At 46.0% G+C, this 26,745-nt stretch carries 25 protein-coding genes; 22 read left to right on the plus strand and 3 right to left on the minus strand.

The window, feature by feature from the left end:
• Positions 1–60: 60 nt before the first annotated feature.
• The 3 genes from uvrA to PK654_RS01445 form a co-directional block, all read right to left on the minus strand.
• Positions 61–2,904, minus strand: a complete 2,844-nt coding sequence (gene uvrA / locus PK654_RS01435) for an excinuclease ABC subunit UvrA (RefSeq protein ID WP_271697245.1) — start codon at positions 2,902–2,904, stop codon at positions 61–63.
• Between the two features lie 182 nt (positions 2,905–3,086).
• Complete coding sequence (gene galU / locus PK654_RS01440; RefSeq protein ID WP_271697247.1) at positions 3,087–3,962, minus strand: UTP--glucose-1-phosphate uridylyltransferase GalU; 876 nt, start codon at positions 3,960–3,962, stop codon at positions 3,087–3,089.
• 109 nt (positions 3,963–4,071) lie between these two features.
• Positions 4,072–4,449, minus strand: a complete 378-nt coding sequence (locus PK654_RS01445; RefSeq protein WP_271697249.1) for a response regulator transcription factor — start codon at positions 4,447–4,449, stop codon at positions 4,072–4,074.
• A gap of 671 nt (positions 4,450–5,120) precedes the next feature.
• Here PK654_RS01445 and PK654_RS01450 point away from each other — a divergent pair.
• The 22 genes from PK654_RS01450 to PK654_RS01555 all read left to right on the plus strand — a co-directional run bounded on the left by PK654_RS01450 (position 5,121) and on the right by PK654_RS01555 (position 26,739).
• Complete coding sequence (locus PK654_RS01450; protein ID WP_271697251.1) at positions 5,121–5,669, plus strand: single-stranded DNA-binding protein; 549 nt, start codon at positions 5,121–5,123, stop codon at positions 5,667–5,669.
• A gap of 159 nt (positions 5,670–5,828) precedes the next feature.
• The gene (gene csrD / locus PK654_RS01455) at positions 5,829–7,820 is read left to right on the plus strand and encodes an RNase E specificity factor CsrD (RefSeq protein WP_271697253.1); all 1,992 of its coding nucleotides are present in this window, start codon (positions 5,829–5,831) and stop codon (positions 7,818–7,820) included.
• A 15-nt stretch (positions 7,821–7,835) separates the two neighbouring features.
• The gene (locus PK654_RS01460) at positions 7,836–9,302 is read left to right on the plus strand and encodes an MSHA biogenesis protein MshI (protein ID WP_271697255.1); all 1,467 of its coding nucleotides are present in this window, start codon (positions 7,836–7,838) and stop codon (positions 9,300–9,302) included.
• 1 nt (position 9,303) lies between these two features.
• Positions 9,304–9,945 carry a type 4a pilus biogenesis protein PilO gene (gene pilO, locus PK654_RS01465; RefSeq protein ID WP_271697257.1) on the plus strand — a complete coding sequence of 214 codons (642 nt, stop codon included), beginning with the start codon at positions 9,304–9,306 and terminating at the stop codon, positions 9,943–9,945.
• Positions 9,938–10,267, plus strand: a complete 330-nt coding sequence (locus PK654_RS01470) for an MSHA biogenesis protein MshK (RefSeq protein WP_271697259.1) — start codon at positions 9,938–9,940, stop codon at positions 10,265–10,267. The genes pilO and PK654_RS01470 overlap by 8 nt, the downstream gene beginning before the upstream one ends.
• 15 nt (positions 10,268–10,282) lie before the next feature.
• Complete coding sequence (gene mshL / locus PK654_RS01475) at positions 10,283–11,938, plus strand: pilus (MSHA type) biogenesis protein MshL (RefSeq protein WP_271697261.1); 1,656 nt, start codon at positions 10,283–10,285, stop codon at positions 11,936–11,938.
• Positions 11,939–11,955: 17 nt separating this feature from the next.
• Complete coding sequence (locus PK654_RS01480) at positions 11,956–12,801, plus strand: ExeA family protein (RefSeq protein ID WP_271697263.1); 846 nt, start codon at positions 11,956–11,958, stop codon at positions 12,799–12,801.
• Positions 12,798–13,886: a tetratricopeptide repeat protein gene (locus PK654_RS01485; RefSeq protein ID WP_271697265.1), complete on the plus strand. Its 1,089-nt coding sequence runs from the start codon at positions 12,798–12,800 to the stop codon at positions 13,884–13,886. The genes PK654_RS01480 and PK654_RS01485 overlap by 4 nt, the downstream gene beginning before the upstream one ends.
• Positions 13,876–15,612 (plus strand): GspE/PulE family protein, encoded by a 1,737-nt coding sequence (locus PK654_RS01490; RefSeq protein WP_271697267.1) that lies wholly within the window; start codon positions 13,876–13,878, stop codon positions 15,610–15,612. Before PK654_RS01485 ends, PK654_RS01490 begins: the two co-directional genes overlap by 11 nt.
• A complete protein-coding gene (locus PK654_RS01495) occupies positions 15,613–16,839 on the plus strand; it encodes a type II secretion system F family protein (RefSeq protein ID WP_271697268.1) in 1,227 nt (408 codons plus the stop codon).
• Positions 16,840–16,850: 11 nt separating this feature from the next.
• Positions 16,851–17,309 carry a hypothetical protein gene (locus PK654_RS01500; protein WP_271697270.1) on the plus strand — a complete coding sequence of 153 codons (459 nt, stop codon included), beginning with the start codon at positions 16,851–16,853 and terminating at the stop codon, positions 17,307–17,309.
• Positions 17,310–17,382: 73 nt separating this feature from the next.
• Positions 17,383–17,910 carry a type II secretion system protein gene (locus PK654_RS01505; protein WP_271697271.1) on the plus strand — a complete coding sequence of 176 codons (528 nt, stop codon included), beginning with the start codon at positions 17,383–17,385 and terminating at the stop codon, positions 17,908–17,910.
• Positions 17,911–18,046: 136 nt separating this feature from the next.
• A complete protein-coding gene (locus PK654_RS01510; RefSeq protein ID WP_271697273.1) occupies positions 18,047–18,553 on the plus strand; it encodes a type II secretion system protein in 507 nt (168 codons plus the stop codon).
• 106 nt (positions 18,554–18,659) lie between these two features.
• Complete coding sequence (locus PK654_RS01515; RefSeq protein WP_271697275.1) at positions 18,660–19,130, plus strand: type II secretion system protein; 471 nt, start codon at positions 18,660–18,662, stop codon at positions 19,128–19,130.
• On the plus strand, positions 19,120–19,683 hold the full coding sequence (locus PK654_RS01520) for a type II secretion system protein (RefSeq protein WP_271697277.1): 564 nt from the start codon (positions 19,120–19,122) through the stop codon (positions 19,681–19,683). Before PK654_RS01515 ends, PK654_RS01520 begins: the two co-directional genes overlap by 11 nt.
• Positions 19,683–20,429, plus strand: coding sequence for a PilW family protein (locus PK654_RS01525; RefSeq protein ID WP_271697279.1), 747 nt, complete (start codon positions 19,683–19,685; stop codon positions 20,427–20,429). Before PK654_RS01520 ends, PK654_RS01525 begins: the two co-directional genes overlap by 1 nt.
• The gene (locus tag PK654_RS01530; RefSeq protein ID WP_271697280.1) at positions 20,419–20,871 is read left to right on the plus strand and encodes a hypothetical protein; all 453 of its coding nucleotides are present in this window, start codon (positions 20,419–20,421) and stop codon (positions 20,869–20,871) included. The genes PK654_RS01525 and PK654_RS01530 overlap by 11 nt, the downstream gene beginning before the upstream one ends.
• Position 20,872: 1 nt before the next feature.
• A complete protein-coding gene (locus PK654_RS01535) occupies positions 20,873–23,563 on the plus strand; it encodes a DUF6701 domain-containing protein (RefSeq protein ID WP_271697282.1) in 2,691 nt (896 codons plus the stop codon).
• A gap of 148 nt (positions 23,564–23,711) precedes the next feature.
• A complete protein-coding gene (locus PK654_RS01540) occupies positions 23,712–24,755 on the plus strand; it encodes a rod shape-determining protein (RefSeq protein ID WP_271697284.1) in 1,044 nt (347 codons plus the stop codon).
• A 33-nt stretch (positions 24,756–24,788) separates the two neighbouring features.
• Positions 24,789–25,682: a rod shape-determining protein MreC gene (gene mreC, locus PK654_RS01545; protein ID WP_271697285.1), complete on the plus strand. Its 894-nt coding sequence runs from the start codon at positions 24,789–24,791 to the stop codon at positions 25,680–25,682.
• The gene (mreD, locus tag PK654_RS01550) at positions 25,672–26,160 is read left to right on the plus strand and encodes a rod shape-determining protein MreD (protein ID WP_271697286.1); all 489 of its coding nucleotides are present in this window, start codon (positions 25,672–25,674) and stop codon (positions 26,158–26,160) included. Before mreC ends, mreD begins: the two co-directional genes overlap by 11 nt.
• A 15-nt stretch (positions 26,161–26,175) precedes the next feature.
• Positions 26,176–26,739, plus strand: coding sequence for a Maf family protein (locus tag PK654_RS01555; protein WP_271697288.1), 564 nt, complete (start codon positions 26,176–26,178; stop codon positions 26,737–26,739).
• Positions 26,740–26,745 lie beyond the last annotated feature (6 nt).

Genomic DNA, 26,745 nt, shown 5'->3' on the forward strand with positions numbered 1-26,745 from the left:
TTACTTTCCTGTTAAAAAGCGAGCAGATGCTCGCTTTAGCTAAATGATGTTAGATTTGGCTTACTTTACCTTTTTTTGTTCATCTAACATAGGTTTTAAGAAGCGTGCGGTATGTGAACCTTCGACTTTGATCACTTCTTCCGGTGTTCCTTCAGCAATTATCTCGCCACCACCTTGTCCGCCTTCAGGGCCTAAATCAACAATCCAGTCTGCGGTTTTTATCACATCCAGATTGTGTTCTATAACAACCACTGTATTACCATGATCCCTTAAACGATGTAATACCGTCAGTAACTGCTGGATATCGTGGAAATGCAGACCAGTTGTTGGTTCATCCAGAATATAGAGCGTTTTACCTGTATCCCGCTTAGAAAGCTCTCTGGCCAGTTTCACCCGCTGAGCTTCCCCACCTGAAAGGGTAGTCGCGGCTTGACCAAGGCGGATATATGACAGGCCGACATCCATAAGAGTCTGCAATTTTCTTGCAATAACAGGCACCGGGTCAAAAAACTCCCTTGCATCTTCAACCGTCATCTGCAGAACTTCATCGATACTTTTACCCTTGTATCTGACCTCAAGGGTTTCACGGTTATATCGCTTACCTTTACAGACATCACAAGGAACATAAACGTCTGGCAAAAAGTGCATTTCGACTTTGATAACACCATCGCCCTGGCAGGCTTCACAACGGCCGCCCCTGACATTGAAACTGAAACGACCCGGTTTGTAACCGCGTGAACGTGACTCCTGAGTTCCGGCAAACAGTTCGCGGATTGGGGTAAAAATACCGGTATAAGTGGCCGGATTTGAACGTGGTGTTCTGCCTATTGGGCTCTGATCAATATCGATAACTTTATCGAAATGCTCCAAGCCTTTTATTTTTTTATACGGTGAAGGCTCCGTAGTTGTCGCACCGTTAAGCTGAGTATGGGCAATTTTATAGAAGGTATCGTTGATCAGGGTTGATTTACCTGAACCTGATACACCGGTAATACAGCTAAATAACCCGACAGGCAGAGAAAGAGTTACATTTTTCAGGTTATTACCCGTAGCACCGATCAGCTCAACGGTTTTTTTACTGTTCCTTGGTGTTCTCTGTTGCGGAATCTCTATTGATTTCTCTCCACTCAGGTATTGACCTGTCAGAGAGTGAGGCGACTGAATAATCTCCTGCATAGTACCTTCGGCAACTACGCTTCCGCCGTGAACACCTGCTCCCGGGCCAATATCGATAACGTGATCGGCTGTGCGGATAGCATCTTCATCATGCTCTACCACCAGAACCGTATTACCTAGATCCCGTAGGTGAGTCAGGGTTTTAAGTAATCTTTCATTATCTCTCTGATGCAAACCGATAGAAGGCTCATCAAGTACATACATAACCCCAACCAGACCGGCACCAATCTGACTGGCTAGTCGTATACGCTGCGCTTCACCGCCTGAAAGGGTTTCTGCGCTACGGGAAAGGTTAAGGTAGTTCAGTCCGACATTGACTAAAAAGTGTAGCCTGTCGTTAATCTCTTTCATTACTTTTTCAGCGATCTGAGCTCTCTGTCCGGTCAGTTGAAGCTGGCTGAAAAAGTCCATGGCTTCGCTGATGCTCATCTCAACGATTTGTGGCAGAGGTGTTTCATCAATAAACACATTTCTGGCTTCTAATCTGAGCCGGGTACCGTCGCAGGATGAACAGGATTTGGTAGAGATATACTTGGCCAGATCTTCCCGGACAGCGTTTGATTCAGTATCCCGGTATCTGCGCTCCAGTGTATTCAGAATACCTTCAAATGGGTGGCGCTTAACCCGGATATCACCCCGGTCATTAATGTATTTAAACTCTACTTCCGTCCGGCCTGAGCCTTTAAGTATAACGTCAGTGATCTTTTTGCTGAGTGACTTATAAGGCTTATACAGATCAAAGCCATAGTGTTCCGCCAGCGATGAAAGCATCTGAAAGTAGTAATAGTTTTTCTGATCCCAGCCTTTAATGGCACCATCTGCTATTGAGAGATCTTCATCAACAATCACCCGATCAGGATCAAAATACTGCTGTACACCTAAACCGTCACAGGTAGGGCAGGCGCCGGCCGGGTTATTAAATGAGAAAAGCCTTGGTTCTAGCTCCTGCATACTGTAGCCACAATGAGAACAGGCAAAGTTAGCGGAGAAAATAAGGTCTTCTTTTTCTGGTTCATCCATCCAGCTAATGGCGGCGATGCCACCGGACAGCTCAAGGGTTGTTTCGAACGACTCTGCCAGCCTTTGTTGAAGATCTTTGCGCACCTTAAATCTGTCTACGACCACCTCTATAGTGTGCTTTTTGTGTAGTTCCAGAGCTGGTGGATCGGAAAGATCACAAGTTTCCCCGTCTATTCTTGCCCGGATAAAGCCTTGTGCGGAAAGATTTTCAAGGGTTTTTACATGCTCACCTTTACGCTCTTTAACAATAGGTGCCAGCAGCATCAGCTTAGAGCCCTCAGGCAGCTCCAGAACTTTATCGACCATCTGACTGATGGTCTGGGCAGCAAGCGGAGTATTATGATCCGGACAGCGGGGCTCGCCCACCCGGGCATAGAGTAGTCGCAGATAATCGTAAACTTCAGTGATGGTTCCCACTGTTGAACGGGGGTTATGAGAGGTTGATTTTTGTTCAATAGAGATAGCGGGGGAAAGCCCTTCAATATGATCTACATCCGGCTTTTCCATCAGGGAGAGAAACTGACGGGCATAAGCAGACAGAGATTCAACATATCGGCGTTGTCCTTCTGCATAAAGGGTGTCAAAGGCGAGTGAGGACTTACCGGAGCCTGAGAGTCCGGTGATAACCGTAAGCTTATCCCTCGGGATAGTCAGGTTGATATTTTTCAGGTTGTGAGTCCGGGCTCCACGTACTTCTATTTGATCCATTGCTAATGCTCGCTGAATATCGAATTCTGCAAGTATCGCATAGTAGAAATAATCTGCAATAAGTACTGTATAAAAAAACAGTTATTGATTTGTATTAGCTGCTTCCGAATAGAAATCTCAGGTTCTGAAACGAGAAAAAGCTGTCAGATAACAGCTTTTTCTTTGCAGAAGTGAAGCAGGAGTTACTCAGATTTTTCTGTCGAGAATTGGTCCAGCTCAACTTTCTGTTTATCTTTTTTATACAGGTTCTGGTAACAGAAGTTAGTCGCTTCAATATAACCGTCAACGCTGCCGCAGTCGAAACGCTTACCTTTAAATTTATAAGCGAGAACGCAACCAGACTGAGCCTGTTTTAGCAGGGCATCAGTAATCTGAATTTCACCGCCTTTGCCCGGTTCAGTATTCTCAATTAACTCAAAAATATCAGGAGTCAGGATATAGCGGCCGATAATGGCAAGATTACTTGGTTCAGTCCCCGGCTCAGGCTTCTCAACCATATCGTCTACACGGTAGATATCATCTTTAATCATCTCTCCGGCGATAACACCGTATTTATGTATATCTTCTGCCGGAACTTCCTGTACTGCTACGATTGAGCAGCGGAACTGCTTATAAAGTGCGGCCATCTGTGCCAGTACACCATCACCTTCCTGATTGATACAGAGGTCGTCGGCCAGTACGACAGCAAAAGGTTCTTCACCTACCAGCTCACGACCTGTGAGAATAGCGTGGCCTAACCCTTTCATCTCTCTCTGCCGGATATAGGTAAAGTTAGCTGAATCCATTACCCGACGGATATCAACCAGAAGATCTTCCTTATTGGTGCCACTGATCTGATGTTCCAGTTCGTAGTTTTTATCAAAATGGTCGAACAGTGAGTTCTTACCACGGCCGGTTACAATGCACATGCCGTTCATACCAGCTTCAATAGCCTCTTCAACTCCGTATTCGATCAGAGGTTTGTTGACCACCGGCATCATCTCTTTCGGCATCGACTTGGTTGCCGGTAAAAAACGGGTGCCATAGCCAGCTGCCGGGAAAAGACATTTTTTGATCATGGATTAAGCCCTTTTGTAGATATTCTTTTGACGCGCTAACCATATCACGCTCTGTTCTGTGAGCAAGTAATTCTCCGGCCCATTGTTGTGATATGGGCAATACATCCGGTTAGGAGAGGTACTTATACGCCCACGCAACAGCACTATTACGGTTTTTAACCTTTATTTTTTTGAAGATCTTATACAGATGAGACTTCACCGTATGCTCGCTGATAAACAGTTTATCTGCCAGTTGATTGTTGGACATACCCTGCCGGAGATGCCTCAGTAGCTCTTTTTCCCGGAAAGTGAGGTTGCAGATAGTAGGATCACCGAAACGAACAATACAAGACTGGTAATGCTGAAGAAGCTGCTCGGAAATATCTTCCGGCAGTGAGTAGTGCTCGTGAGCCAGTTTAAATAAAGCTTTACTTAACGCTTGTTCTGCAATGTTTGATGGAAAAATGCCTCTCAGATTTCCATAACTTAACAATTCTGCAGTCGTCATTTTCAGGGAAGCATTAAAGACAGCTATATAACAATTTTTGTTATTCAGTCTTAATTTGCTCAGGTTTTTTCGCTGCTCTTGGTTTAGCGAAGAGTTGACCGACAGAATATAGGGCTTGTTATCACTGACTTTTTTGTGAACTTGTTCCCACGAAACAGATTCAACTGTAAAAACTGAACCTGCCACTTTTTTTAACAGATAGGACGACCGGGCTGGGAAAGGTTCTGCTATAAGTAAGTTATGGTTTTTTCCCATATTGCCTCTCTTACATAGTAGTTAGAAACTCTGCGAAAGTTGCCTTTAGACCAGAGTGAAGTATACCTTTGCCGAATACTGCCTATGGCTGAGCTTACTTTTCTAGTGTTCTTCATCTGAAATGCGTCTGATTTCAGTTACAAGTGCTGTAGATAACGTATAGGTTGCAAGAATTTGCGAACGATCATGAAAAGCTAGCGGGTAAAGTGGCAAAACAGTTCTCAGTGACATCATCGTGCTTTAGAGTCCGGAAATAGTGCAGAGTCTGGCAACCGAGTCACCTGTTCATCCGGTAGAAATCACGGCTCTGCTCTTTTCTGAGTATATAATTACCGGTGGGGATTTGAGTTTGAGATGAGCTTTAATCATGCTATTCTTGCTCCCCAATTTTTTTCACAGTTTTTACGGAGCGCATCATGGCAAGCCGTGGAGTTAACAAAGTAATTTTAATGGGCAACCTGGGCGCTGATCCTGAGGTTCGCTATGCAGCAAACGGTAATGCAATTGCGAATATTACCATTGCAACATCAGAAACCTGGCGCGATAAAGCCAGTGGCGAGCAGAGAGAAAAAACCGAATGGCACCGTGTTGCACTGTTTGGTAAAACTGCAGAGATTGCTGGTGAGTATCTGAGAAAAGGCTCTCAGGTATATGTAGAAGGCCAGTTGCAGACTCGTAAATGGCAGGATCAATCCGGTCAGGATCGTTACACTACAGAAGTGGTTGTTCAATGGCCTACCGGGCAGATGCAGTTACTGGGCGGTCGTGGTCAGGGTCAAGGTCAGGGCGCACCTATGGGCGGTCAGCCTCAGCAGCAACAGCAAGGCGGATGGGGACAACCTCAGCAGCCAGTACAACAACCTGCTCACCAGCCAGCTGCACCTCAACATGCTGCTCCTAAGCCGCAACCTCAGCAGCAGTACAATGAGCCGCCAATGGATTTTGACGACGATATTCCGTTCTAAATCAGTTAAAAAAAGCTACATTCGTGTAGCTTTTTTCATATTTGGGACTCCGGCAGTCAAATATCCAGTGATTCTCATTCACAAAAACAGTGAATCGCATGATAATTAGCTAATAATATTCACAATAAACAGCTTGGGTTAAAAAGGACTTTATTATTCATGCGATACACCCCAACGCTAAAACTTAGTGCCCGCCTGACTGCCTTTGTCACAATCATAGTCGTTAGTGCTATGTTTATTCTGTTTATTGGCGGAACCCTTTCGTTTCGCAATATGGGGCATGAGTACCTGAACCGGTATCTGGAAGGTATCGTTACTGTTGTTGATGAAGAACTGGGCAGTGCAAATGATCTGTCCGATATCCAGCGTTGGATCCCCAAATTATTGAAAGCCAGTCATGTCGTGGAGATGGAAATCAGTTCTCCTGCAGGTAATGCCTACCATTTCGTCGATACATCCCGTTTATATGATAAAAGCCGTCTGGTTCAGAAAAGTTATGCGTTAGAAAGTAGCCAGAGCTATACCATTCACTTTAAGGCGCTTCCTCCATACTCTGAGCAAGCCTATTCCTTTAGCGCACTATCTTCCATTTCACTGGCCATTGCACTGGTGGTTTTTTGTCTGATTCAGGGGTTACGCTGGCTTAAAGTTCAATTAAAAGGTTCTGAATTGCTGGAAGAGCGGGGGCGGATGATATTAGGCGGCAGGGTTGCTGAACATTCGAAAGGCAATCCGGAAGAGTGGCCCTATACGGCCAGTCAAGCTCTGGATCGTTTAATCGAAGAGCTACAGGATGCCCGTCAGGAGAGAAGCCGCTTTGATACCTTTATTCGTACTCACACCTTTTTAGATCAGTTAACCGGAGCAGCAAACAGGGTATTGTTTGACAGTAAGCTGGAGTCTGCCCTTCAGGAGAGCGGAGCTTCCGGTGGTGTTCTTCTTTTGCGAATTAATGACTGGGAAGCCCTTAGCGAACAGAACCCAAAGCAGAACCGGGACGAGTTTATCGTTGAGGTCGGCAGCATTCTTTCAAACATAGTTCAGCGCTTTCCTGATGTGGTATTTGCCCGTTATTACACCTCTGATTTTGCTGTTCTGGTTCCACACCAAAACAGTAAAGATATCGCTATTCTGGCTACACAGTGCATCCGGCAACTTGAGAGAATTGCTTTGCTGGAAGGGATGCAGGAAGAGAACTGGTGTCATATGGGCATCACTATGTACTCAGAAGGAGAAAGGCGCGGACACATTCTCAGTGAAGTCGATACAGCACTAAGAAGTGCTCAGTTACAGAACAACAATAACTGGAGTCGCTTTCAGAAAAAAGAGCAGGTCAGCAATTCAAGGGGCAGTGTCCGCTGGAGGACTCTGTTTGATAAATCATTCCAGAATGACAACGTTCTAATTTACGAACAGGCCTGTTACCTTGCTGAGCCTGACAGTAATAAGACCACCCTGCTACATAGCGAACTCTTTTCCCGCATTAATGATGATGGCGTAGGTATCCTGAAAGCGTCCAGATTTGTCTCTGCTATTGAGCAAATTGGCTATGAAGCAAAGATGGATAAGGTTGTTTTTGCTACTATTATCCGCTTTCTGAAGGAGTCGAGCTTAAGTACGTGCTACTCTATAAACTTACATGTGTTGCCTTTTCAGGAGCGGAGCCATGTTCGCTGGTTAAGGGATGAACTTCTCCAACTGCCTTCCTGCACTAGAAACCGGCTTAGTTTTGAATTTGTCGAAGGCGCTTTGGTAAAACACCTTGATTTTATGCGTCCTGTGGTCCGGATTATCTCCGGCCTCGGCTGTGATGTGATTGTAGGGCAGGCGGGAAGAACCATAACAAGCACGCACTATATTAAAGATCTCGGTGTCGATTACCTGAAATTGCACAGAAGCCTGATTAAAAAGATTGATCAGCGACAGGAAAACCAACTGTTTATCCGTAGCCTTATCGGCGCTTGTGAGGGGACAAAAACCCGCGTCCTTGCGGTAGGGGTCGAGACAGGCAGAGAGTGGACGACGTTACTTGAGCTAGGTGTTGATGGTGGTCAGGGCAGGATGTTTCAGGCAGAAACACAATTGATTCCGAAACCGGAAGTTGCCAAGGTTCAGATTGGCCGGAGAAACCGCTGGCGGAAAAAATATTGAGGTATCAGTAATATAATGAATCTTAAAGCAATATTATCTAAGTTTACAAAGAGCTCTGGCCGGGGCCAGCTCTGTATTGCTGTTCGGCCCAATGCTATCTATCTATCGCCAAGTGCAAACTCAGAAAACAATAAGCCTCTTGAGTTCCCTGTTGAAGGGCATTGGGAGCAGGCACTGGAGTCAGCACTTACTTCTGGCAACTACTCGGGTTACAGCGCAGTAGTTACCTTCAATCCAAAACACTACCAGATTTATCAGATAGATAAGCCGGAAATTCCGCAAAGTGAATGGCCGTCCGCTTTGCCGTTTCTGTTAAAAGATCTTATCAGCGAGCGGGTCAGCGATATTGTTGCGGATGCTTTTTTGTTGCCCGAAAGCCGAAAAATTCAGGCTTATGTTTTTAGCAAAAGGTTGCTGTTTACTCTGACAGAAGTTTTGAATCAGGCCGGAGTCCGCCTTAACCGGGTATTGCCCGAAGAAGAGGTGTGGGGACATGTTCAGAATGATATACAAAATTTTATGCTGCTACATCGCGGTATTGGCAGCGACTTTAAAATTGGCGCTTATATCGAGAATAGAAATCGCTTCCAGAGAAGTATTCGTGGCGTTGTAGCGCCGTTAACAGATAATGCTTCCAGCGAATTACAGTTTGATAGTCTGGCTCTTGAGTTGCAGCGCTCTATTGATTATCTCTCTTCTCAGATTCGGGGGGCTTCCATTAATCACCTGCTTGTTTGCTGTGATGAGGAGGCAATAGAGCAACTGCAACAGGCTTTATCAGAAAGGTTAAGCGTGAAGGTGGTTTCTGTTTCAGAAAACACTGATGAGCACTGTGGTCATATTCTGATAAAGAGCATGCCTCTGCTGCCTTCGACTGGCATCAATCTGTATCAAGAGCACCTTAAGCCTAAAAAAGAGCTATTAAGCCTGACCAATGTGGCGGCAGGCTGGGCGCTGGTTATTATTGCGATGTTTAGTGTTTATGGCTATCTGCGATATCAGGCCGGGCTGGCAGAGAAGCAGGTCGCTGATATTAAGTCAGAAAATAGTGTTCTGACTCAGGAGTTGCAACAGTTGCAAGCCCGATTGATCAATCATAAACCTTCATTAGAAAAAATGGCGGCCATTGAACGGATTAAAGCCGATATAGAGGCAAAAAAAGCCACCTTAACTGCTGTCGGACAGTTTGATGACTCTTTAATGCAGGGGTATTCAGGAGTCATGCAGTCATTATCCCGGCTGGCAAATAGTGATATTTCCCTGTCTGATATCCGCCTGACTCAGGATCAGTTAAGCCTGAAAGGGCTCGCCAGAACACCAGACAGTGTTCCTGCTTGGGTAAAGCAGTTTAAAACAGAGCTTAACCTGATAGGTCGTTCTTTTGACAAGCTAACAATGGATCGCACTGAAGATGATCTGGTGACATTCGAACTGGCTACCAGTGTAACCGGCGAATCAGCCACGAAGGAAGGGGGGCAGTAGTATGCAGTTTTGGCAAAACTGGAATAAAAAGTACATTGCACTGTCTAGCAGGGAAAAGTGGCTAATACTGTTATCCGGCCTGATTGGACTGTTCTTTATTATGCTGACTTTGTTTATCGACCCGGCTGAGTCCGGACTTAAAGTACAGAAGCAGCAGGTAGAGCTGCAGGCTTCACAGAATAAACGACTGAAATCCGAGATTGCTTCTGCGCAGGACAACCTCAGTAAAGATCCCGATAAAGAGATAACGGAGCAGCTAAAATCCCTGTCAGAACAGAGTCAGAAGTTGTCTTTAAAATTATCAGAATTTGTCGGCAGGCTGAGCTCTCCGTCTGATATGGCCGGATTACTGGAGCAGGTGTTAATCAGTAGTAAAAACCTGACATTGGAGAAGCTGGAATCACTTCCTGCTGAACCGATCATTACCGGAGAAAGTCACAATGCGGGTTACTATATTCATCCTGTCCGGATTGAGTTGACGGGTAAATATTTTGATATACAAGAATATTTAACTAAGCTGGAATCAATGGATGTAGGCTATTTTTGGCGGGATTTTCATTATCAGGTTGAATCGTATCCTGTAGCCAAGTTAGAGTTGGTTGTCTATACACTTGGTACAAGGCAGGAGTTTATCGGTGGCTAAAAAACAGCTTTTTGCATATTTATCCTTGCTTATTACTGTAAATGCCTTTGCAGCAGATGATCCTACTGCACCTCTGGGTTGGGTGCAGCCTAAAGCGCAGGTAAAAAGCCAGAAGCATGTAAAAAGTAAGCTTCCCCAGTTACAGAGTATTGTTTGCCGTGGGAATAGCGCTTGTTACGCCATTCTGGATAATAAAATCGTTGAGTCGGGACAGAGTATTGCCGGATACAAGGTGGAAAAAATTACATCTGAACAGGTCACAATTGCTAAAGGTAGCAAGCAGTGGCATCTGGCACTTTTTGCATTAAATATAAAAAAATAGGGTTTCAAAACGAATATGCGCAAATTGGTTGTAGCAGTGGTGATAGCATCATTAATGGGGTGCACATTGGGGCACAGGGATCCCGTTGAAGCAAAACAAGCTCTGAATGAAGCCATCAATAACTCCAACAGCAATAGTCTGGATGAGTTGCCGGCGTCTGTGCAGGCTGATTTAATGCCTGAGCTAACAGAAAAACCGTCAGCTCAGTTTGCTTCACTAAAGCGTTTTCAGGTGCAGGCTAACGCTGTTGATGCCAAAACATTTTTTACCAGTTTGATAAAAGATACTGGTTACAGTGCTGTGATTCATCCTGCCGTGACTGGCAAGATCACTATGAATCTGTCAGACGTGACTCTGGATGAGGTACTTGATGTCGCTCAGGATATGTATGGTTTTGACCTTTCGAGAAAAGGAAAAGTTATTCAGGTTTATCCTGCCAGTATGAGGACCGAAACCATACCGGTAGACTATCTGCACTTTCAGAGAATTGGCCGCTCACTGACCTCTATTACAACCAGTACCATTACCAATAAAGATAACAACAATGGTAATTCAGGTAGCAATAACAACTCCGGCTCTTCAAATAGCAACTCTAATAACAGTAATAATAACAATAATAACCAGAACAATAATGACTCTGGCAGTACTGTTTCCGGTGGTACCACTATAGATACCAGAAGTGAAAGTGACTTCTGGAAGCAGTTAGAAGAAGCCGTAAGCACCCTGATTGGCAAGAAGGATGGCCGTAGCGTCATAGTAAATCCGATTGCCGGTGTTATCACACTGCGGGCAACTCCTGATGAAATCCGCGAGGTTAAACAGTTTCTGGCCATCTCTCAGGACAGGCTGCAGCGTCAAGTGGTTCTGGAAGCTAAGATTCTTGAAGTGACATTAAGTGATGGCTATCAGCAGGGAATTAACTGGTCCAACATTAGCTCGACTATAGGCAGTGGCTCAGTCAGTATTGCCCGTACGGCAGCTTCAACAGTGTTACCTGGACAAGATGCCATAGGAACTCTGCTGGGAGGACAAACTAATCTCACTATCTCTGATGGTAACTTTCAGGCGGTACTCAGTTTTATGGGGACACAGGGTGACCTTAATGTGTTATCCAGCCCTAGGGTAACCGCAGCAAATAATCAGAAGGCAGTGATTAAAGTTGGTATCGACGAGTATTTTGTTACCGGCGTTGAGGTTAATTTGGTTGATGTTAACGGACAGAGCACACCGCAGACCGAATATGAGCTGACACCATTTTTCTCTGGTATCTCACTGGATGTTACTCCTCAGATAGATGATAAAGGTAATGTACTACTCCATGTGCATCCAGCCGTTATTGAAGTAGAAGAAAAGAAACTGGAATTTCTGAATAATGCACCTATAGCCCGCAGTTCTATACGTGAATCGGACTCCGTAATACGTGCCCGGGATGGTGATGTGGTTGTAATCGGCGGGCTAATGAAGTCCAGCTCGGTAGATAAGGTTTCAAAAGTGCCCTTCCTTGGTGATATTCCGGCTGTAGGTAATTTATTCCGTAATACGACTAAGCTGACGGAAAAAACCGAGTTGGTTATTCTGCTTAAGCCAACGGTTGTAGGCATCAATACATGGCAGCAGGAGCTGGAACGGTCAAGGAACTTATTGCAGGAGTGGTTCCCTGATTCAGAATAGAGAGTTGCGAAGAGACTATGTATCAGGCGTTTTTTGGCTTCAGTAGTGAGCCTTTTGCATTAACCCCCAATACCGCTCTGTTTTATGCTTTGCCTCCTCATTATGAGGCTATTAATACCGTTCTGTCTTCGATTGAGATGGGAGAGGGGATAATAAAGGTGACTGGTGAGGTTGGCACGGGTAAAACCATGGTCTGCCGGATGCTGATTAATCAGTTAGGAGAACAGGTTCGTCTTGTCTATGTTCCTAACCCTTTGCAGTCCGGAGAGAGTCTTCGCAGAGCCATAGCTCATGAGCTGGAAGTAGAAGCTGCTGACAGCAATGAGTTGATAGAACAGATTCACACTAAACTGCTGGAAATATGTAAGCAAGGCAAACAAGTCGTTGCGATTATTGATGAAGCTCAGGCGTTGAGTGATGAAGCTTTGGAGGTACTTCGCCTGTTTGGCAACCTGGAGACAGAACAACGTAAATTACTCCATATTGTCCTGCTGGGTCAGCCTGAACTGGATAGCAGGTTGGAAGCGGAACATCTTAGGCAGTTCAGGCAGCGGATAACCTTTAACGCTACTCTGAGAACTCTGACGATTTCTGAAGGGTGTGCCTATATACAACATAGAGTTGAAAGCAGTGGTTGTCACTTGCCCTTGTTTACAATGGCTCAGAAGAAATCCATCTGGAAAGCGAGCCGAGGAATACCACGGCTGATAAATCAGATTTGCCATAAGGCATTGATACTGGCGTTTAGCATGCAACAGAAAACCATTCAGAATAAGCATATTTATGAGGCAGTTCAGGATACCTATGATGCCCGTAAACCTAAGTATAAAACGCTGTATTTGTGGGAGAGAGAGTCATCATGAGCGTGATTAATAACGCCCTTACGGATATAGCAAACAAGAATTCACAGGGTAAACAAAAAATAGAGAAAGCAGAATTTGCTCAGGTTAAAACCGGCAACAAGCTGGCATGGGCTGTTGGCGGATTTTGCTTAAGCCTTGCTATTGGTGGCTGGGCAGTTTCGGTTCAGCAACCAACGACTATGCCGGTCGCTATTAGCGAAGAACCTGTCACAGTAGTAAATATTGTGCCGGAACAAATTATTCCTGCAGAAGAAAAAAATCAGACCTCTCCTACTGCAAAGGTGGCTGCATCATCAGAAGTAGAAATTTATCAGAAAAATGCTGAGCCCAAAGGTGTAATTAAAAAGAAAGCTGAAAAAGCGACCACTCCTTCTGTAACTTCACCAAAACAGCCCATTTTGCTGGCCAAAGCAGATAAAGTGGAAACTCAGGTGAACAATAAACAGCCAGAAGTGAACAAAGGACGTTTAGCTGTCAAACAAGTAGAACTTACCCCTGAGCAGCTTTCCGATACCGCGATTGAGAGAGGTAAAAAGGCGCTGGACGCCAATGACCTAAAAACGGCAATTCAGGAGTTTGAAGCAGCGCTGCGCTACCAGCCTGATGATGACGATACCCGTAAGCGTCTTGCTGCGCTTTACTATGGCAAAGAAGATGTACGTAATGCTATTGAAGTTCTTCAGCAGGGAATGCGTCTTAACGAATCAGGACAAGAGCTCAGGATAGCTCTGGCGAAACTTCTGATAAGAGAAAACCAGCCGGAAGCCGCCCTGAGCCCGTTACTTTATCTGCCCGACAATGCCAAAAACAGCTATCTGGAACTGAGAGCGGCTCTGGCTCAGCAGGTAAAAAATAATCCGGTAGCCGCCGAAACTTATCAGATACTGACTGAAAGAGCTCCGGACAATGCGCGCTGGTGGCTTGGTCTGGCCATTCAGCAGGAGAGAAACTCACAGTTTAAATCGGCATTTAGCTCTTATCAGCAGGCGATCAGTAAAGTTGGCGTATCGAAACAGACACAGGCCTTTATCCGCGACAGACTGAAATTGCTGGAGAGTTTGCAGGGAGAAAAAAGTGCAGATTAAGTTAAGAAAAAGATTGGGTGACTTGCTGGTTGAAGAGGGCATCGTTAATGATCAGCAGGTAGGGCAGGCACTTGCCACTCAGAAGCAGACCGGACGAAAGCTGGGAGATACCCTGATACAGCTTGGCTTTCTGACCGAAACCCAGATGCTGGAGTTCCTTTCCCGGCAGTTATCGTTGCCACTTATAGATCTTTCCCGTGCTGATGTGGATATAGATGCGGTTCAGCTTCTGCCTGAGGTGCATGCCAGACGTATACGTGCCCTGATCATTGGGCGTTCGGGTAATAGCCTTAGAGTTGCCATGAGTGACCCTGCAGACCTCTCTGCTCAGGAGTCACTGTTTGAGAGGCTTACTCAATACGAACTTGATTTTGTTATCGCTTCTGAAAAGCAGTTGGTTGAGGGGTTTGATCGCTACTACCGAAGAACCAAAGAGATAGCTACCTTTGCCGAGCAGCTTCAGGCGGAACACCAGACTGCGGACAGTTTTGATTTCGGTCTGGCTGCCGATGATGACAGTGAAGAGGTTACAGTAGTAAAACTGATTAACTCCCTGTTTGAGGATGCCATACAGGTTGGCGCCTCGGATATTCATATTGAACCCGATGCCAGTGTGCTCAGGTTACGTCAGCGGGTTGACGGCGTTCTGCATGAAACCCTGTTAAACGAAGTTAATATTGCCTCCGCTCTGGTATTGCGCCTTAAGTTAATGGCCAATCTGGATATTTCCGAGAAGCGTTTACCTCAGGACGGACGCTTTAATGTCCGTAGCAAGGGGCAATCTATCGATATTCGTATGTCGACCATGCCGGTTCAGCATGGTGAGTCTGTGGTAATGCGTCTGCTTAATCAGACTGCAGGTGTCCGCCCTCTGGATGAGTCCGGTTTACCTGAAGAGCTGCTGCAACGCTTCAGAAAGCAGCTGAGAAGGCCGCATGGAATGATTCTGGTCACAGGCCCGACAGGTTCGGGTAAAACCACCACCCTGTATGGTGCTTTGTCAGAGCTGAATGAACCGTCCAAAAAGATCATTACCGCTGAAGATCCGGTGGAATATCGCCTGCCAAGGGTTAATCAGGTTCAGGTAAACCCGAAAATAGACCTCGACTTTTCAACGGTTCTGCGAACCTTCCTGCGTCAGGATCCCGATATTATTCTGGTTGGTGAGATGCGGGATCAGGAGACGGTTGAGATTGGGTTAAGGGCAGCCCTGACTGGTCACTTAGTTTTAAGTACCCTGCACACTAACGATGCCGTCGACAGTGCATTAAGAATGATGGATATGGGCGCACCGGGGTATCTGGTGGCAAGTTCTGTGCGTGCGGTACTGGCACAAAGGCTGGTACGTAAAGTGTGCCCTGACTGTGCGACGACTGAAATACCGGACGAGTCGAAAAAGAGCTGGCTGGAGAGCCGTTTCCCTAATCAAACCAATGCAGTGTTTACTAAAGGAAGAGGTTGTCAGAACTGTAATGTGACCGGTTATCGTGGCCGGATTGGTGTGTTTGAGTTCTTAGAACTGCAGGAAGAGATGATGGATGCCCTGAGGGCGAATGATGCGGTACTGTTTGCTGAAAAGGCACGAAATGCCGCCGGATACAAGCCTCTGCTGGCATCGGCAATGGAGCTGGCGCTGAAGGGCATAGTGAGCCTGGATGAAGTGATGCATCTGGGTGAAGGTGACTCTTCAGGAAACATTGACCCGATTTATATCGGGGAGAGCTAAATGGCTAACTTCAGGTATCAGGGCAGAAATGCAGAGGGGAAGCAGATCAGCGGTGATGTTGAAGCGCCGACGGAAGAGCTGGCGATCGATTCCCTGATCAACCGTGGCATTATTCCTACTTCAGTTGTGATGGGAAAAAGTGCCGGCAAAGGCCTCTCTATCGATCTGAGCGACTTGCTTGTTCCGGCCGTTCCGCTGGAAATATTGGTGATCTTCTGCCGTCAGATGTACAGCCTGACTAAAGCTGGCGTACCATTGCTCAGAGCTATCAAGGGGCTTTCCGGCAATGCTCATAATAAGCAGTTAAAAACAGCTTTGGAACAGGTAGGGACTGAGCTGACCAACGGCCGTAGCCTTTCAGCTTCTATGCGCCTGCATAGCAATGTATTTAGTCCGCTTTTTGTTTCAATGGTTAATGTCGGGGAAAACACCGGCCGGCTGGATGAAGTACTGCTCCAGTTGAGTGGTTACTACGAACAGGAACTGGAAACCAGAAAGCGGATAAAAACCGCCATGCGTTACCCGAGCTTTGTTATTGGCTTTGTGGTGGTGGCCATGTTTGTACTTAACATCTGGGTGATTCCTCAGTTCTCCAGTATGTTCTCCCGCTTTGGTGTTGATCTGCCACTGCCTACTCAGATATTGATTGCTACATCGGGTTTCTTTGTTAACTACTGGGTGTGGATGCTGGCAGCCATATTTGCTGCCGGCTTTGGCTTTAAACTGTGGATCTCCGGGGCGGCCGGACGGGAAATCTGGGACGGAATACGGCTAAAACTGCCTATTGTCGGTAGTATCGTTAACCGGGCACAGATGGCACGTTTTTCCAGAACCTTCTCCTTAATGTTGAAGGCCGGTGTACCACTTAACCAGTCGATTGCACTGGCTGCGGAATCGATGGGAAACCGCTTTCTCGAAGTGCGCCTGATGGAGATGAAATCTTCCATTGAGGCGGGGGGAACCATATCAAATACCGCAATAAACAGCGGTATTTTTACCCCTTTGGTGATCCAGATGATCGCCGTGGGTGAGGAAACGGGTCGTATTGATGAGTTGCTGATGGAAGTCGCTGACTTCTATGACCGGGAAGTGGAGTACGATCTCAAGACTCTGACTGCCCGTATTGAGCCTATTCTGCTGGTTATTGTGGCGGCTATTGTGCTGGTGCTGGCTCTGGGTATTTTTCTGCCTATGTGGGGCATGCTGGATGCGATTCAGGGACGATAAGCGGAGCGGTTATGGAAAATATCAGCCGCTTTAAACCGGCTTCAGCCCTGTGGGGAGTGTTGATTACACTTCTTATGGCAGCATTAGTATGGTCGTGGAAAAAGATGGAGCCGGATACCACAGAGACTGCTTATGATCTTGCGACACTGGCGATTCTGGATCGGGCGAACGCATTTAAACAGAGCTGGCTGGTACATAAACGGCCACAGACACTGAGTCTGGACGATCAGGACTACCAGTTTAGTGATCATGGCTGGCTGCTGCCCCTTTACGCTAATCAGGTAAATTGTCATTACTGGCTGACCACTCTCTATCCGGCCGGAGAGATATTTGGTTCAAAACCGGAAAATAGTTATTCTATTCATATGGATGATGGATATATGTGCCGCTATAATTATCCGGAAAAGAGTGTTGTGATCCAACTGAGTAACAACCAATTTACAGTAAAATTAGAAGATTCTGCCTTATAGCGCAGCAAATAGCTGGCAGAGTCTATTGATATGCTAAATTTTAAATACGCCGCATTTACAGGTGGAAGGTAATATGAAGAAACAGACTGGTTTTTCTTTGATGGAACTGGTGATTGTCATTGTTATTTTAGGGTTGTTGGCCGTAGCGGCACTGCCCCGGTTTTTAGATATTACTGACGAGGCGAAAAAAGCGAGTATTGAAGGCGTTGCTGGCGGTTATGCTACGGCAGTGTTATCGGCGCGGGCACAGTGGGAGGCAGAAGGCCGCCCTCAAACCAGCAGCCGCAATGTGGTTAATTATGACGGTACCGATTTTCTGCTAACCAGCTCTGCAACCAGTGGTTACAGAGACGGCTACCCGATTGCCGTATATAGCGGCAGTGATGCAACCACGGTTAATGCGGCTGCCTGTAAAGCCCTGATGGAGCAGTTATTACAGAATCCGCCATCGGTAGAGACCAGCGATACCGGTTCACCTAAGTATATTGCCTCAGCTCCGGCCAATGATGAGTGTCGCTATGAGCAGCAGGAAGGCAGTACCAAGCATAACTTTGTCTATAAAGTATCAGCCGGGCGTGTCACAGTTAATTTAGTCAATTAGAACAGATAAATGACAAATGGCAGGTTTTTCTATATAACATAGAGAAAAGGCGTTTACCGTTGGTCGTATTGTTTTAGTTTTGTGGTCAGATAATAAAAATAGCCACGAGATGCCAAGAAGTAAGAGAGATTTGAGTATGAAAAGACAAGCTGGTTTTACCCTGATTGAATTGGTTGTTGTTATTGTAATTTTGGGTATTCTTGCCGTAACAGCCGCACCTAGATTTTTAAATTTGCAGAAAGATGCGAGAGTTGCTTCTCTTGAAGGAATGCGTGGTGCGATTCAGGGCGCATCAGGTATGGTGTATGGCAAGTCTGCTATTGAAGGTGAAGAGTCTAAAGCTAAAGGTGCTTCTCCGGCTCCTTCAGTTGATGCAAGTGGTTCAACTGTGCTTACCTCATATGGTTATCCGACCGCGGCGGATGGTGGTATAGGCAATGCAGTTGTGGGTCTTCAGAGTGCCACTGACTGGGCAAGATTTACTGATGGGACTACCAATACCTATGTAATTACTTTTCAGGCAAGTACAGCATTAGCTGATGCTGCGGCAGTTAAAGCAACCAAATGTTATATTACTTATACGGAAGCGACATCAGGTACTGTCCCTGCTGCGGTAGCAATAACTGATAGTTCTGGTTGCTAAATAAAAAGAGATTGAGTAAGGCCTGCATTGCAGGCCTTATTTTTATCAGTATATTTATATTTTCCTATATACTCTAAAGACTTGTTGGTTTAAGGAAACAGGGAACATGCCTTTCGCTAATTATCGCCGGTCTGGTTTTACCCTAATTGAGCTAGTGGTAATTATTCTTCTGCTAAGCATTATCTCTGTCTATGCTGCCAGCCGTTATTCCGGTACTTCAAGCTTCTCTGCTTTTGCCGCTCAGGAACAGGCTATTTCTATTATCCGTCAGATCCAGTTAAGCCGGATGCAATCTAATGTTAGCGGAACAGTTTCCACAGACTATCAGCTTAGGGTCTCTTCAGATTGTCTTGGATCGGTTTCAAGCTGCACAACCACCAGTAACTCCCGCAGTAACCGGTTGGTTCTTCCTCAGGATGTTAGTTTTGCTCAGTCAATGACGGTGGGCTTTGATCTTTTGGGCAACCCCTCTTGTGTAACGGGAACCTGTCCGGCAAATTTTAAAATCGATATTTCTGATAGCGGTGCTACTGCCAGTGTCTGTATTAACTCTCAGGGGTACGTTTATGGCTGCTAAGCTAACCTACAGGCAGAAAGGCTTTACCCTTATCGAAAGTATTGTGGCCATTGTGGTGATGGGGGTAGCCATGGTTACCCTGACCTCACTGCTTTTTCCTCAGTTTCAGGACTCAGCTAAACCACAGTATGAAGTTCGTGCCGCTGCGTTAGCTAACAGTTTGCTGACTGAAGTAATGGCGCGCCGCTACGATGAAAACAGTAACCCTGACGGAGAAGTGGTTCGTTGTGGTGAAGGTGATCCATGTACTTTGCAAAGTGCTTTTGGCCCGGATGGCACAGAATCTGATCCTGCCAGCTTTGATGATGTGGATGACTATATAGGCTGCTGGACTACCAATACCGCCAGCAACGCATACTGCTCAACGGTGGCGGGAAACCTGGATGATGTATTCGGTGATGCCATCAGTAGCGAATATCCCAACTTTGCAGCCGATATAGATGTTGTTTCTGCAACAATTGCCGGTAATAGCCAGTTTAAGAAAGTTACTGTGACAGTGACGGCCGGCTCGTACGGTGAGTACCAGTTTTCAGCCTACAGAGGGAACTACTGATGAGAAGTAAAGGCTTCACTCTGGTTGAAATGGTGATCACCATTATTGTGCTGGGTGTTATTTTTCTCGGTTTTACCGGTATCCTTGAAACGGGTACCAAAGGTTATATCGACAGTGTTGACCGGCAGAAAGTACAGAATCAGGCCCGTTTCGTAATAGAGAAGATGTCGCGGGAAATCCGTCATGCTGTGCCAAATAGCTTTGCCACCACCAGCAGCACTTCCGCTAAATGTATTAACTTTTATCCTATTGTGCGTTCTGGATTTTATTCCCGTAATCAGACTAGCGGCAAGGTGGATTTTGTGGTGACTAATCAGGGTGTCCAATTACCGTCACCGGTTAGTGAATCTCTGGTGATAAATCCAAGTCGAAACGCTGATCTGACTAGCGGTAAGCAGTTTAAAAGTCTTTCTGGGTGCAGGGATAGCGCCGATAGCAGTTGTACAGAGTCGCAACCGGCCAGCGGAGTGTATGTTTATTCCATTGACGATGACTTTAACAGCCATTCTGTTGCTAACCGCTATTATACTTATAACGGTGAGGTTAGTTACTGTATCAGTAGTAGCGGCAATTTAACCCGTAACACTGTTATTGTTGCTGAAGAGGTTAACTTTACTCAGAGCCGCTTTGAGTACCTTCAGGCTACTCTGCAACGCGGCGGTTTGGTTCATCTGGACTTTCTGTTTACCAATCAGGATGAACAGAGTTTCTACAGACATGATGTGCAGGTATTAAATGTTCCGTAAAAAAGTGCAACAGGGAAATATCGTTATTATCGCCATCTTTATCGTTGTGGTAATGGGCTTACTTGCCGTTAACTTAACCCGGATTAGCTGGTCAAATCAGGATACCCTTTCCCGGGAAGTTTTGGGTACTCAGGCCTGGTTTGTGGCTCATTCAGCAAATGAGTGGGCACTGGCAACACTATTTCCTATCGGGCAGGCAGGAACGCCGACACAGCTTGATACAAACTGCGATACGGTAAATAGTTCGTCATCCACGGCAGCTGTGGCTTTAGTTAACGGTCTTTCCTGTAGCGCTCCAACTATACAGTGCAGTAAACCTGCAGCATCAATCCCCGATGATTTAAAATATTTTCAGGTTAGCACCAGTGCTATCTGTAGTTCTGGTACTCAGTTTCAGGTTCAGCGTGAACAGCAGGTCTGGGTTAAGGCGATAGGTGGCTGATATGCGGTTTTTAGTTGCTATTTTACTAATTGTGGTTTCGTTTCAGGGCTGGTCCGCAACATCGACTTGTACAGGATTTCACGGTAACAAGAACTTCCATCTGCAATTTGATATCACTTCAGCACAACAGTCCCAGCAAATAATTGTGGATCAAACCGGAAACAGTCCTGATGTTATTGTTTACTCAACTGTAGCGGCCTCTGGTGCTCTGTTTGTTGACTCTGCCCTATATTCAGCAACTCCGGTTAACTATCAGGTGCTGATTACTTCTGATGGAGGTTCAGAGGTTAATTACTATAGAAGATTGGCAGGTACTACTGGGTGGCCTGCTGCAATCTCAACAGCATTTTATAACTTCAAAAATGGTATTCTAAGAGCTGACTCCAATGATGGTTCAATCGATTTAACCAGCTGTTCTGACTATATTCCCGATCTTACTCCTCCAGTAAGTTACCAACTGGAAGTTACTCCGGTTAATGACTTTGCACTGCAATGCGAAAACCCTCAATTTACCTTTACCGTTAAAGACAGCAACACCGGAAATGTTGTGACAGATTACAGTGGTACTATCTCCGTCACCTTACCTAGCGGTGTAACAGTACAGAGTGTTGTACAGGGGGGGATCAGCGGAAGTAATTACACGACCAATAACGGAGTACTGATTCTGGCATTAAGCAGCAGTCAGTTGGGTCAATTTACCGTATCTGGTGAACTGGATAGCGGTGAAACAGACAGTAGCCAGTTATATGTGGCACCTTATAAGTTCGGTGTAAATACTGTTAATGCTATTGCCGCAAGAGAGACGGTTTTTACTTTAAATGCACTGGCTTGCAATAACGGCTCAGCAACGGTCGTTTCCGGCTATCAGGGGAGCAAAAACCTGCTAATCTCCGATAAGACCCTGCAAGACCCTACCCTTGCTGAAGGGGCGAGTTGGGGGGTTCTGACGGTAAGTAATCAGTCAGGAACGTCGGCCAATCCAAATTTGAGTCTTGATTTCAGCTCAGGTTCAGCATCCGGAAGCATTAACTACACCGAGTCAGGCAGTATCAGTTTTAAAATAACAGACCCCGCATTTACCTGCCCGTCAGGCTTTGATTGTAAAGCAGAAGATGATGAAGCGTGGAATGGTTTGCAGGCTATCGTTAATATCAACTCCCGCCCGTGGACATTTGCTATCTGCGATCCTGACGATGCAGTTATGGATGGTACCTCTTCATCGGGAACAAAATATAAATCCGCAGGTAGTCTGTTTAACCTGAATGTTAAGCCCATTGTCTATCAAAGTGGTGGCGCTCTGTCCGGTGAAGTCGATGTAGCAAGTTACTGCTCCGCCAGTGTAACCAATAATTTTTATGTCACTAATGGCCCGCTGGCAACGGTATATCTGAAAGGTGCCCTTGCAACGCCGTCATCTGGCCGAATCGGTTCTGGCTCAAACTTCCTTTCATCGGGTGGGGACAGTAAACGTCATTACGAAAAAGTCTCCGGTGAGAACTACTACAGCTTTAGCGATCTTCGCTGGGATGAGGTAGGTAGCCTGAAAGTAACTGCTGATATTGGCAGTGCGAATTATCTTGGAATGACCATTAATACAGGCTACCGGAATGTAGGACGTTTCTATCCGGCGAATCTTAGTATATTAAACAGTACCGATCTCTTTATACAAAACCAGAAAACTATCTGGCAATACCCATCCGGTTACAACAATTTTGCTTATATGGGCCAGCCAATTATCCATAACTTTATTGTTCAGGCGAACTCCGCAACGGGAACAGCAACCCAAAACTACGGGCTATTTTCTGACGATCAAATTGAAACACTGGATTATATGGCTATCGCCCAGACAGGCAGCGGAACCGTCTGGAGTGATATTGACAGTAGTGGCGCTGAGCAGAGGATCAAAAGCGGCGATACTTATCGCTGGGACGGCAGCCATTGGGGCAAAACCTTGGGGATAGAGAGTGCCCAACTATCCGTAGCTATTGCCGGTTTTGAATTCGAGAAAAAGCAAGATAGCTCAGCGGCTAACTACACGTCAGAAGCAGATGGCCCATACTCGGACACCACCACTAAGAAATCACTGTTTGGATTAAAGGTACTTGATAAAACAACTGCCGAAGTCGATTTTTCCACTCTGGACTTCGGTAGCGAACTGGCGGCACATACCACACATCAGGGTAAAAAGTTTGATAGTCAGCCATTGTTCCGGTATGGACGGATGACCCTTCAGGACGTAGGTGGTAATCAGGATATTGCTTTGTCAGTGCCGTTAAAGACGGAATACTGGGATGGCAGCAACTTTGTTACCAATAGCTACGATGATGGCAGTGATTTTAATCCTGCTTACTATTGTCGTGAACAGATTTGGCGTGACGGTTCCGGCAGCTCCGATGCCAGTTTCAGCAGTAGCGGAACAGAGGTTGTAGATGGTCAGTCTGACACTTTGTCAGCTCAGCATACTGAAAGCAGAGAACAGGTAAGATTATGGCTGCGACAGCAAGCTTCTCTGCCAAGTGGTGTTGAAGCCAGCCGCTGTTTCAGTTCAGGTACAGTGATTAACCAGCCGTGGCTAAGATATAACTGGCGTGGGTTAGGGGATGAAGATCCTTCTGCTGTGATTACTTTTGGCGTTTACCGTGGTAATGACAGGGTTATTTTCCGCGGTGAACCACGCCTGAGCGGAGATTAAATAAGTTGGAAAATTCTTATTTAAAGTCTAAATGTAAGAAAAATAGAGATTAACCCCATGTTTATGCGTCAATGCCTTGCTGTAAAGGCAATGCATTGGTACATTTAGTGCAATTTTGTCTTCTAATATTATCCGATGAGCGAAGAATATGTTTAAGAAACTTCGTGGTATGTTTTCAAATGACCTATCAATTGATTTAGGTACCGCTAACACACTAATTTATGTAAAAGGACAAGGCATTGTTCTTGATGAGCCTTCAGTAGTTGCAATCAGCCAAAAACGTGCAGGCAGTGCAAAAAGTGTTGCAGCTGTTGGTCATGAGGCGAAACAGATGCTTGGACGTACTCCGGGCTCAATTTCTGCAATCCGCCCGATGAAAGATGGCGTTATTGCCGACTTCTATGTAACTGAAAAAATGCTGCAGCATTTTATTAAGCAGGTACATGACAATAGCATTCTTAAACCAAGCCCGCGTGTACTGGTTTGTGTTCCGTGTGGTTCTACTCAGGTAGAGCGTCGTGCGATTCGTGAGTCTGCTCTTGGTGCGGGAGCCCGTGAGGTTTACCTGATCGACGAGCCGATGGCAGCAGCAATTGGTGCAGGTCTGAGAGTGTCTGAGCCTACGGGTTCTATGGTGATCGATATCGGTGGTGGTACTACCGAAGTTGCGGTGATTTCCCTGAATGACGTGGTTTACTCTTCGTCAGTTCGTATCGGTGGTGACCGTTTTGATGAGGCCATTATCAACTATGTCCGCCGCAACTATGGCAGCTTGATTGGTGAAGCAACAGCAGAGAAGATCAAACACGTTATCGGCTCGGCTTACCCGGGTGACGATGTTGATGAAATTGAAGTTCGTGGCCGTAACCTTGCTGAAGGTGTGCCGCGTAGCTTTACCCTGAACTCGAATGAGATCCTTGAAGCGTTGCAGGAGCCGCTGACAGGTATCGTTTCTGCGGTAATGGTTGCTCTTGAACAGTGTCCGCCGGAACTGGCTGCTGATATCTCTGAGAACGGTATGGTTCTGACAGGTGGTGGTGCACTGCTGAGAGATCTTGACCGTCTTCTGATGGAAGAGACAGGTATTCCGGTTGTTATTGCTGAGGACCCTCTGACTTGTGTTGCCCGTGGTGGCGGTAAAGCGTTAGAAATGATCGACATGCATGGTGGCGATCTGTTCAGTGAAGAATAATTCCATTTATCCACGGAACAAGGGTGGATTGGAATGAAACCTATATTTGGCAGAGGCCCCTCTCTGCAACTCCGTTTGTTTATAGCGGTATCCATATCAGCCAGCTTGATGCTGGCTGATAGTCGTCTTGATGCCTTCTCCGGCGTGCGCTACATACTTAACAGTATGGTTGCACCTATCCAGTATGCGGCTAATCTTCCGAGAACCATGTTTGATGGAATGTATGAGCGGCTGAATACGCGACAGCAGCTTATGGACAGTAATGCCTCGCTGAAGCGGGAAATTCTCTATCTTAAGAGTGAAGTCGGATTGCTGGAGCAGTATCAGGAAGAGAACCAGAGGTTACGTAAGCTTCTCGGCTCTCCCTTTGTCCGTGATGAGAAAAAAGTCGTTACTGAAGTAATGGCTGTAGATTCATCACCGTATCGCCATCAGGTGGTGATCGATAAAGGGCACACCGATGGTGTTTATGTCGGTCAGCCGGTGATTAATGAAAAAGGCATTGTTGGTCAGGTAACTTTTGTTGCCGCGCACAATGCCCGCGTGCTCTTGCTGGTGGACTCAAATAATTCAATCCCGGTTCAGGTGGTTCGGAATGATATCCGGGTGATTGCATCGGGTAAAGGAGAGCTGGACAGCATCTATCTGGAACATATTTCCCTGAGTACTGATATTCAGCAAGGCGATTTACTGGTCACTTCCGGTCTGGGGAACATTTATCCCGAAGGCTACCCTGTTGCTTATGTGTCAGAGGTTGACAATGACAATAGCCGCCAGTTTGCTCAGATAAAAGCAGAACCTGTAGTTGAGTTTGACCGTCTGCGTTATCTGCTGCTGATCTGGCCAAACGAAGACAGACAAAAAGCCGTACTGTCCTCATCGGAAGATATGGAAGCTGAAGCGGGAGATACTCAAGATGGCAAATAGTATTTTTCGCGGCAAAGGCGTTATCTGGGCATCCTTTCTTGTTGCCCTGATATTACAAACCATCCCATGGCCGGGTGATCTGGAGCTTTTCCGTCCTTCATGGCTGGTATTGGTAACCTGTTACTGGGTTCTGGCTCTTCCTCATCGTGTCAATGTAGGAACGGCTCTGATTCTTGGTTTGTTATGGGACTTATTGTTAGGGTCAACCCTTGGTATTCGCGGCATAGTGATGTCGGTAACCATCTATCTGGTCGCGGCAAACTTTCTGGTTCTGAGGAATATGGCTCTCTGGCAGCAAGCAATGTTTATTGCAGCGCTGACTATTCTGGCTAAGTTTGTTGAGTTTTCCGGAGAGTTTCTGATTCAGGATGTCAGCTTTAACCCAATGAGCCTCTGGTCAGGATTGGTTAACTGCATTTTGTGGCCGTGGATGTTCCTTCTGCTACGTCGAGTCAGACGACATTGGCATGTCAGATAACTGAGGAGAAAAGTGATGGAAAAAAAACTGTGCCTTGCATCAGGTTCTCCCAGAAGAAAAGAGTTATTACAGCAACTTGGCTATCCTTTTACTATTGTTAAACCAGATGTAGAAGAAGTTCGTCAGTGTGATGAAACTGCCGCAGACTACGTTCTGCGGCTTTCATATGAGAAGGCCAAAGCCGGACAGTTAATGGTTCAGGCCGCAGATGTGGTGCTTGGTTCTGATACCGTGGTGGTGCTGGACAATGATGTATTAGAAAAACCAGATAACTTCGAAGATTCTCTTGCCATGTTATCCCGCCTGTCCGGTAGAAAGCATCAGGTGATGACGGCGGTAACGGTAGTGAGTGGTGATAAACACGCTTCGGAGTTAGTGATTACAGACGTATGGTTCAAACCACTGAATAATGAAGAAATAAGCCAGTACTGGCAATCAGGTGAACCGTGCGATAAAGCAGGTAGTTATGGCATTCAGGGAATAGGAGGCCGTTTTGTTTCACGTATTGAGGGGAGTTATCACGCTGTAGTGGGCTTACCTCTGTATGAAACTGACCAGCTACTAAAAGAATTCTTATAAAATTAA

This window comes from Vibrio sp. SCSIO 43137 (assembly GCF_028201475.1).
Lineage (GTDB): Bacteria > Pseudomonadota > Gammaproteobacteria > Enterobacterales > Vibrionaceae > Vibrio.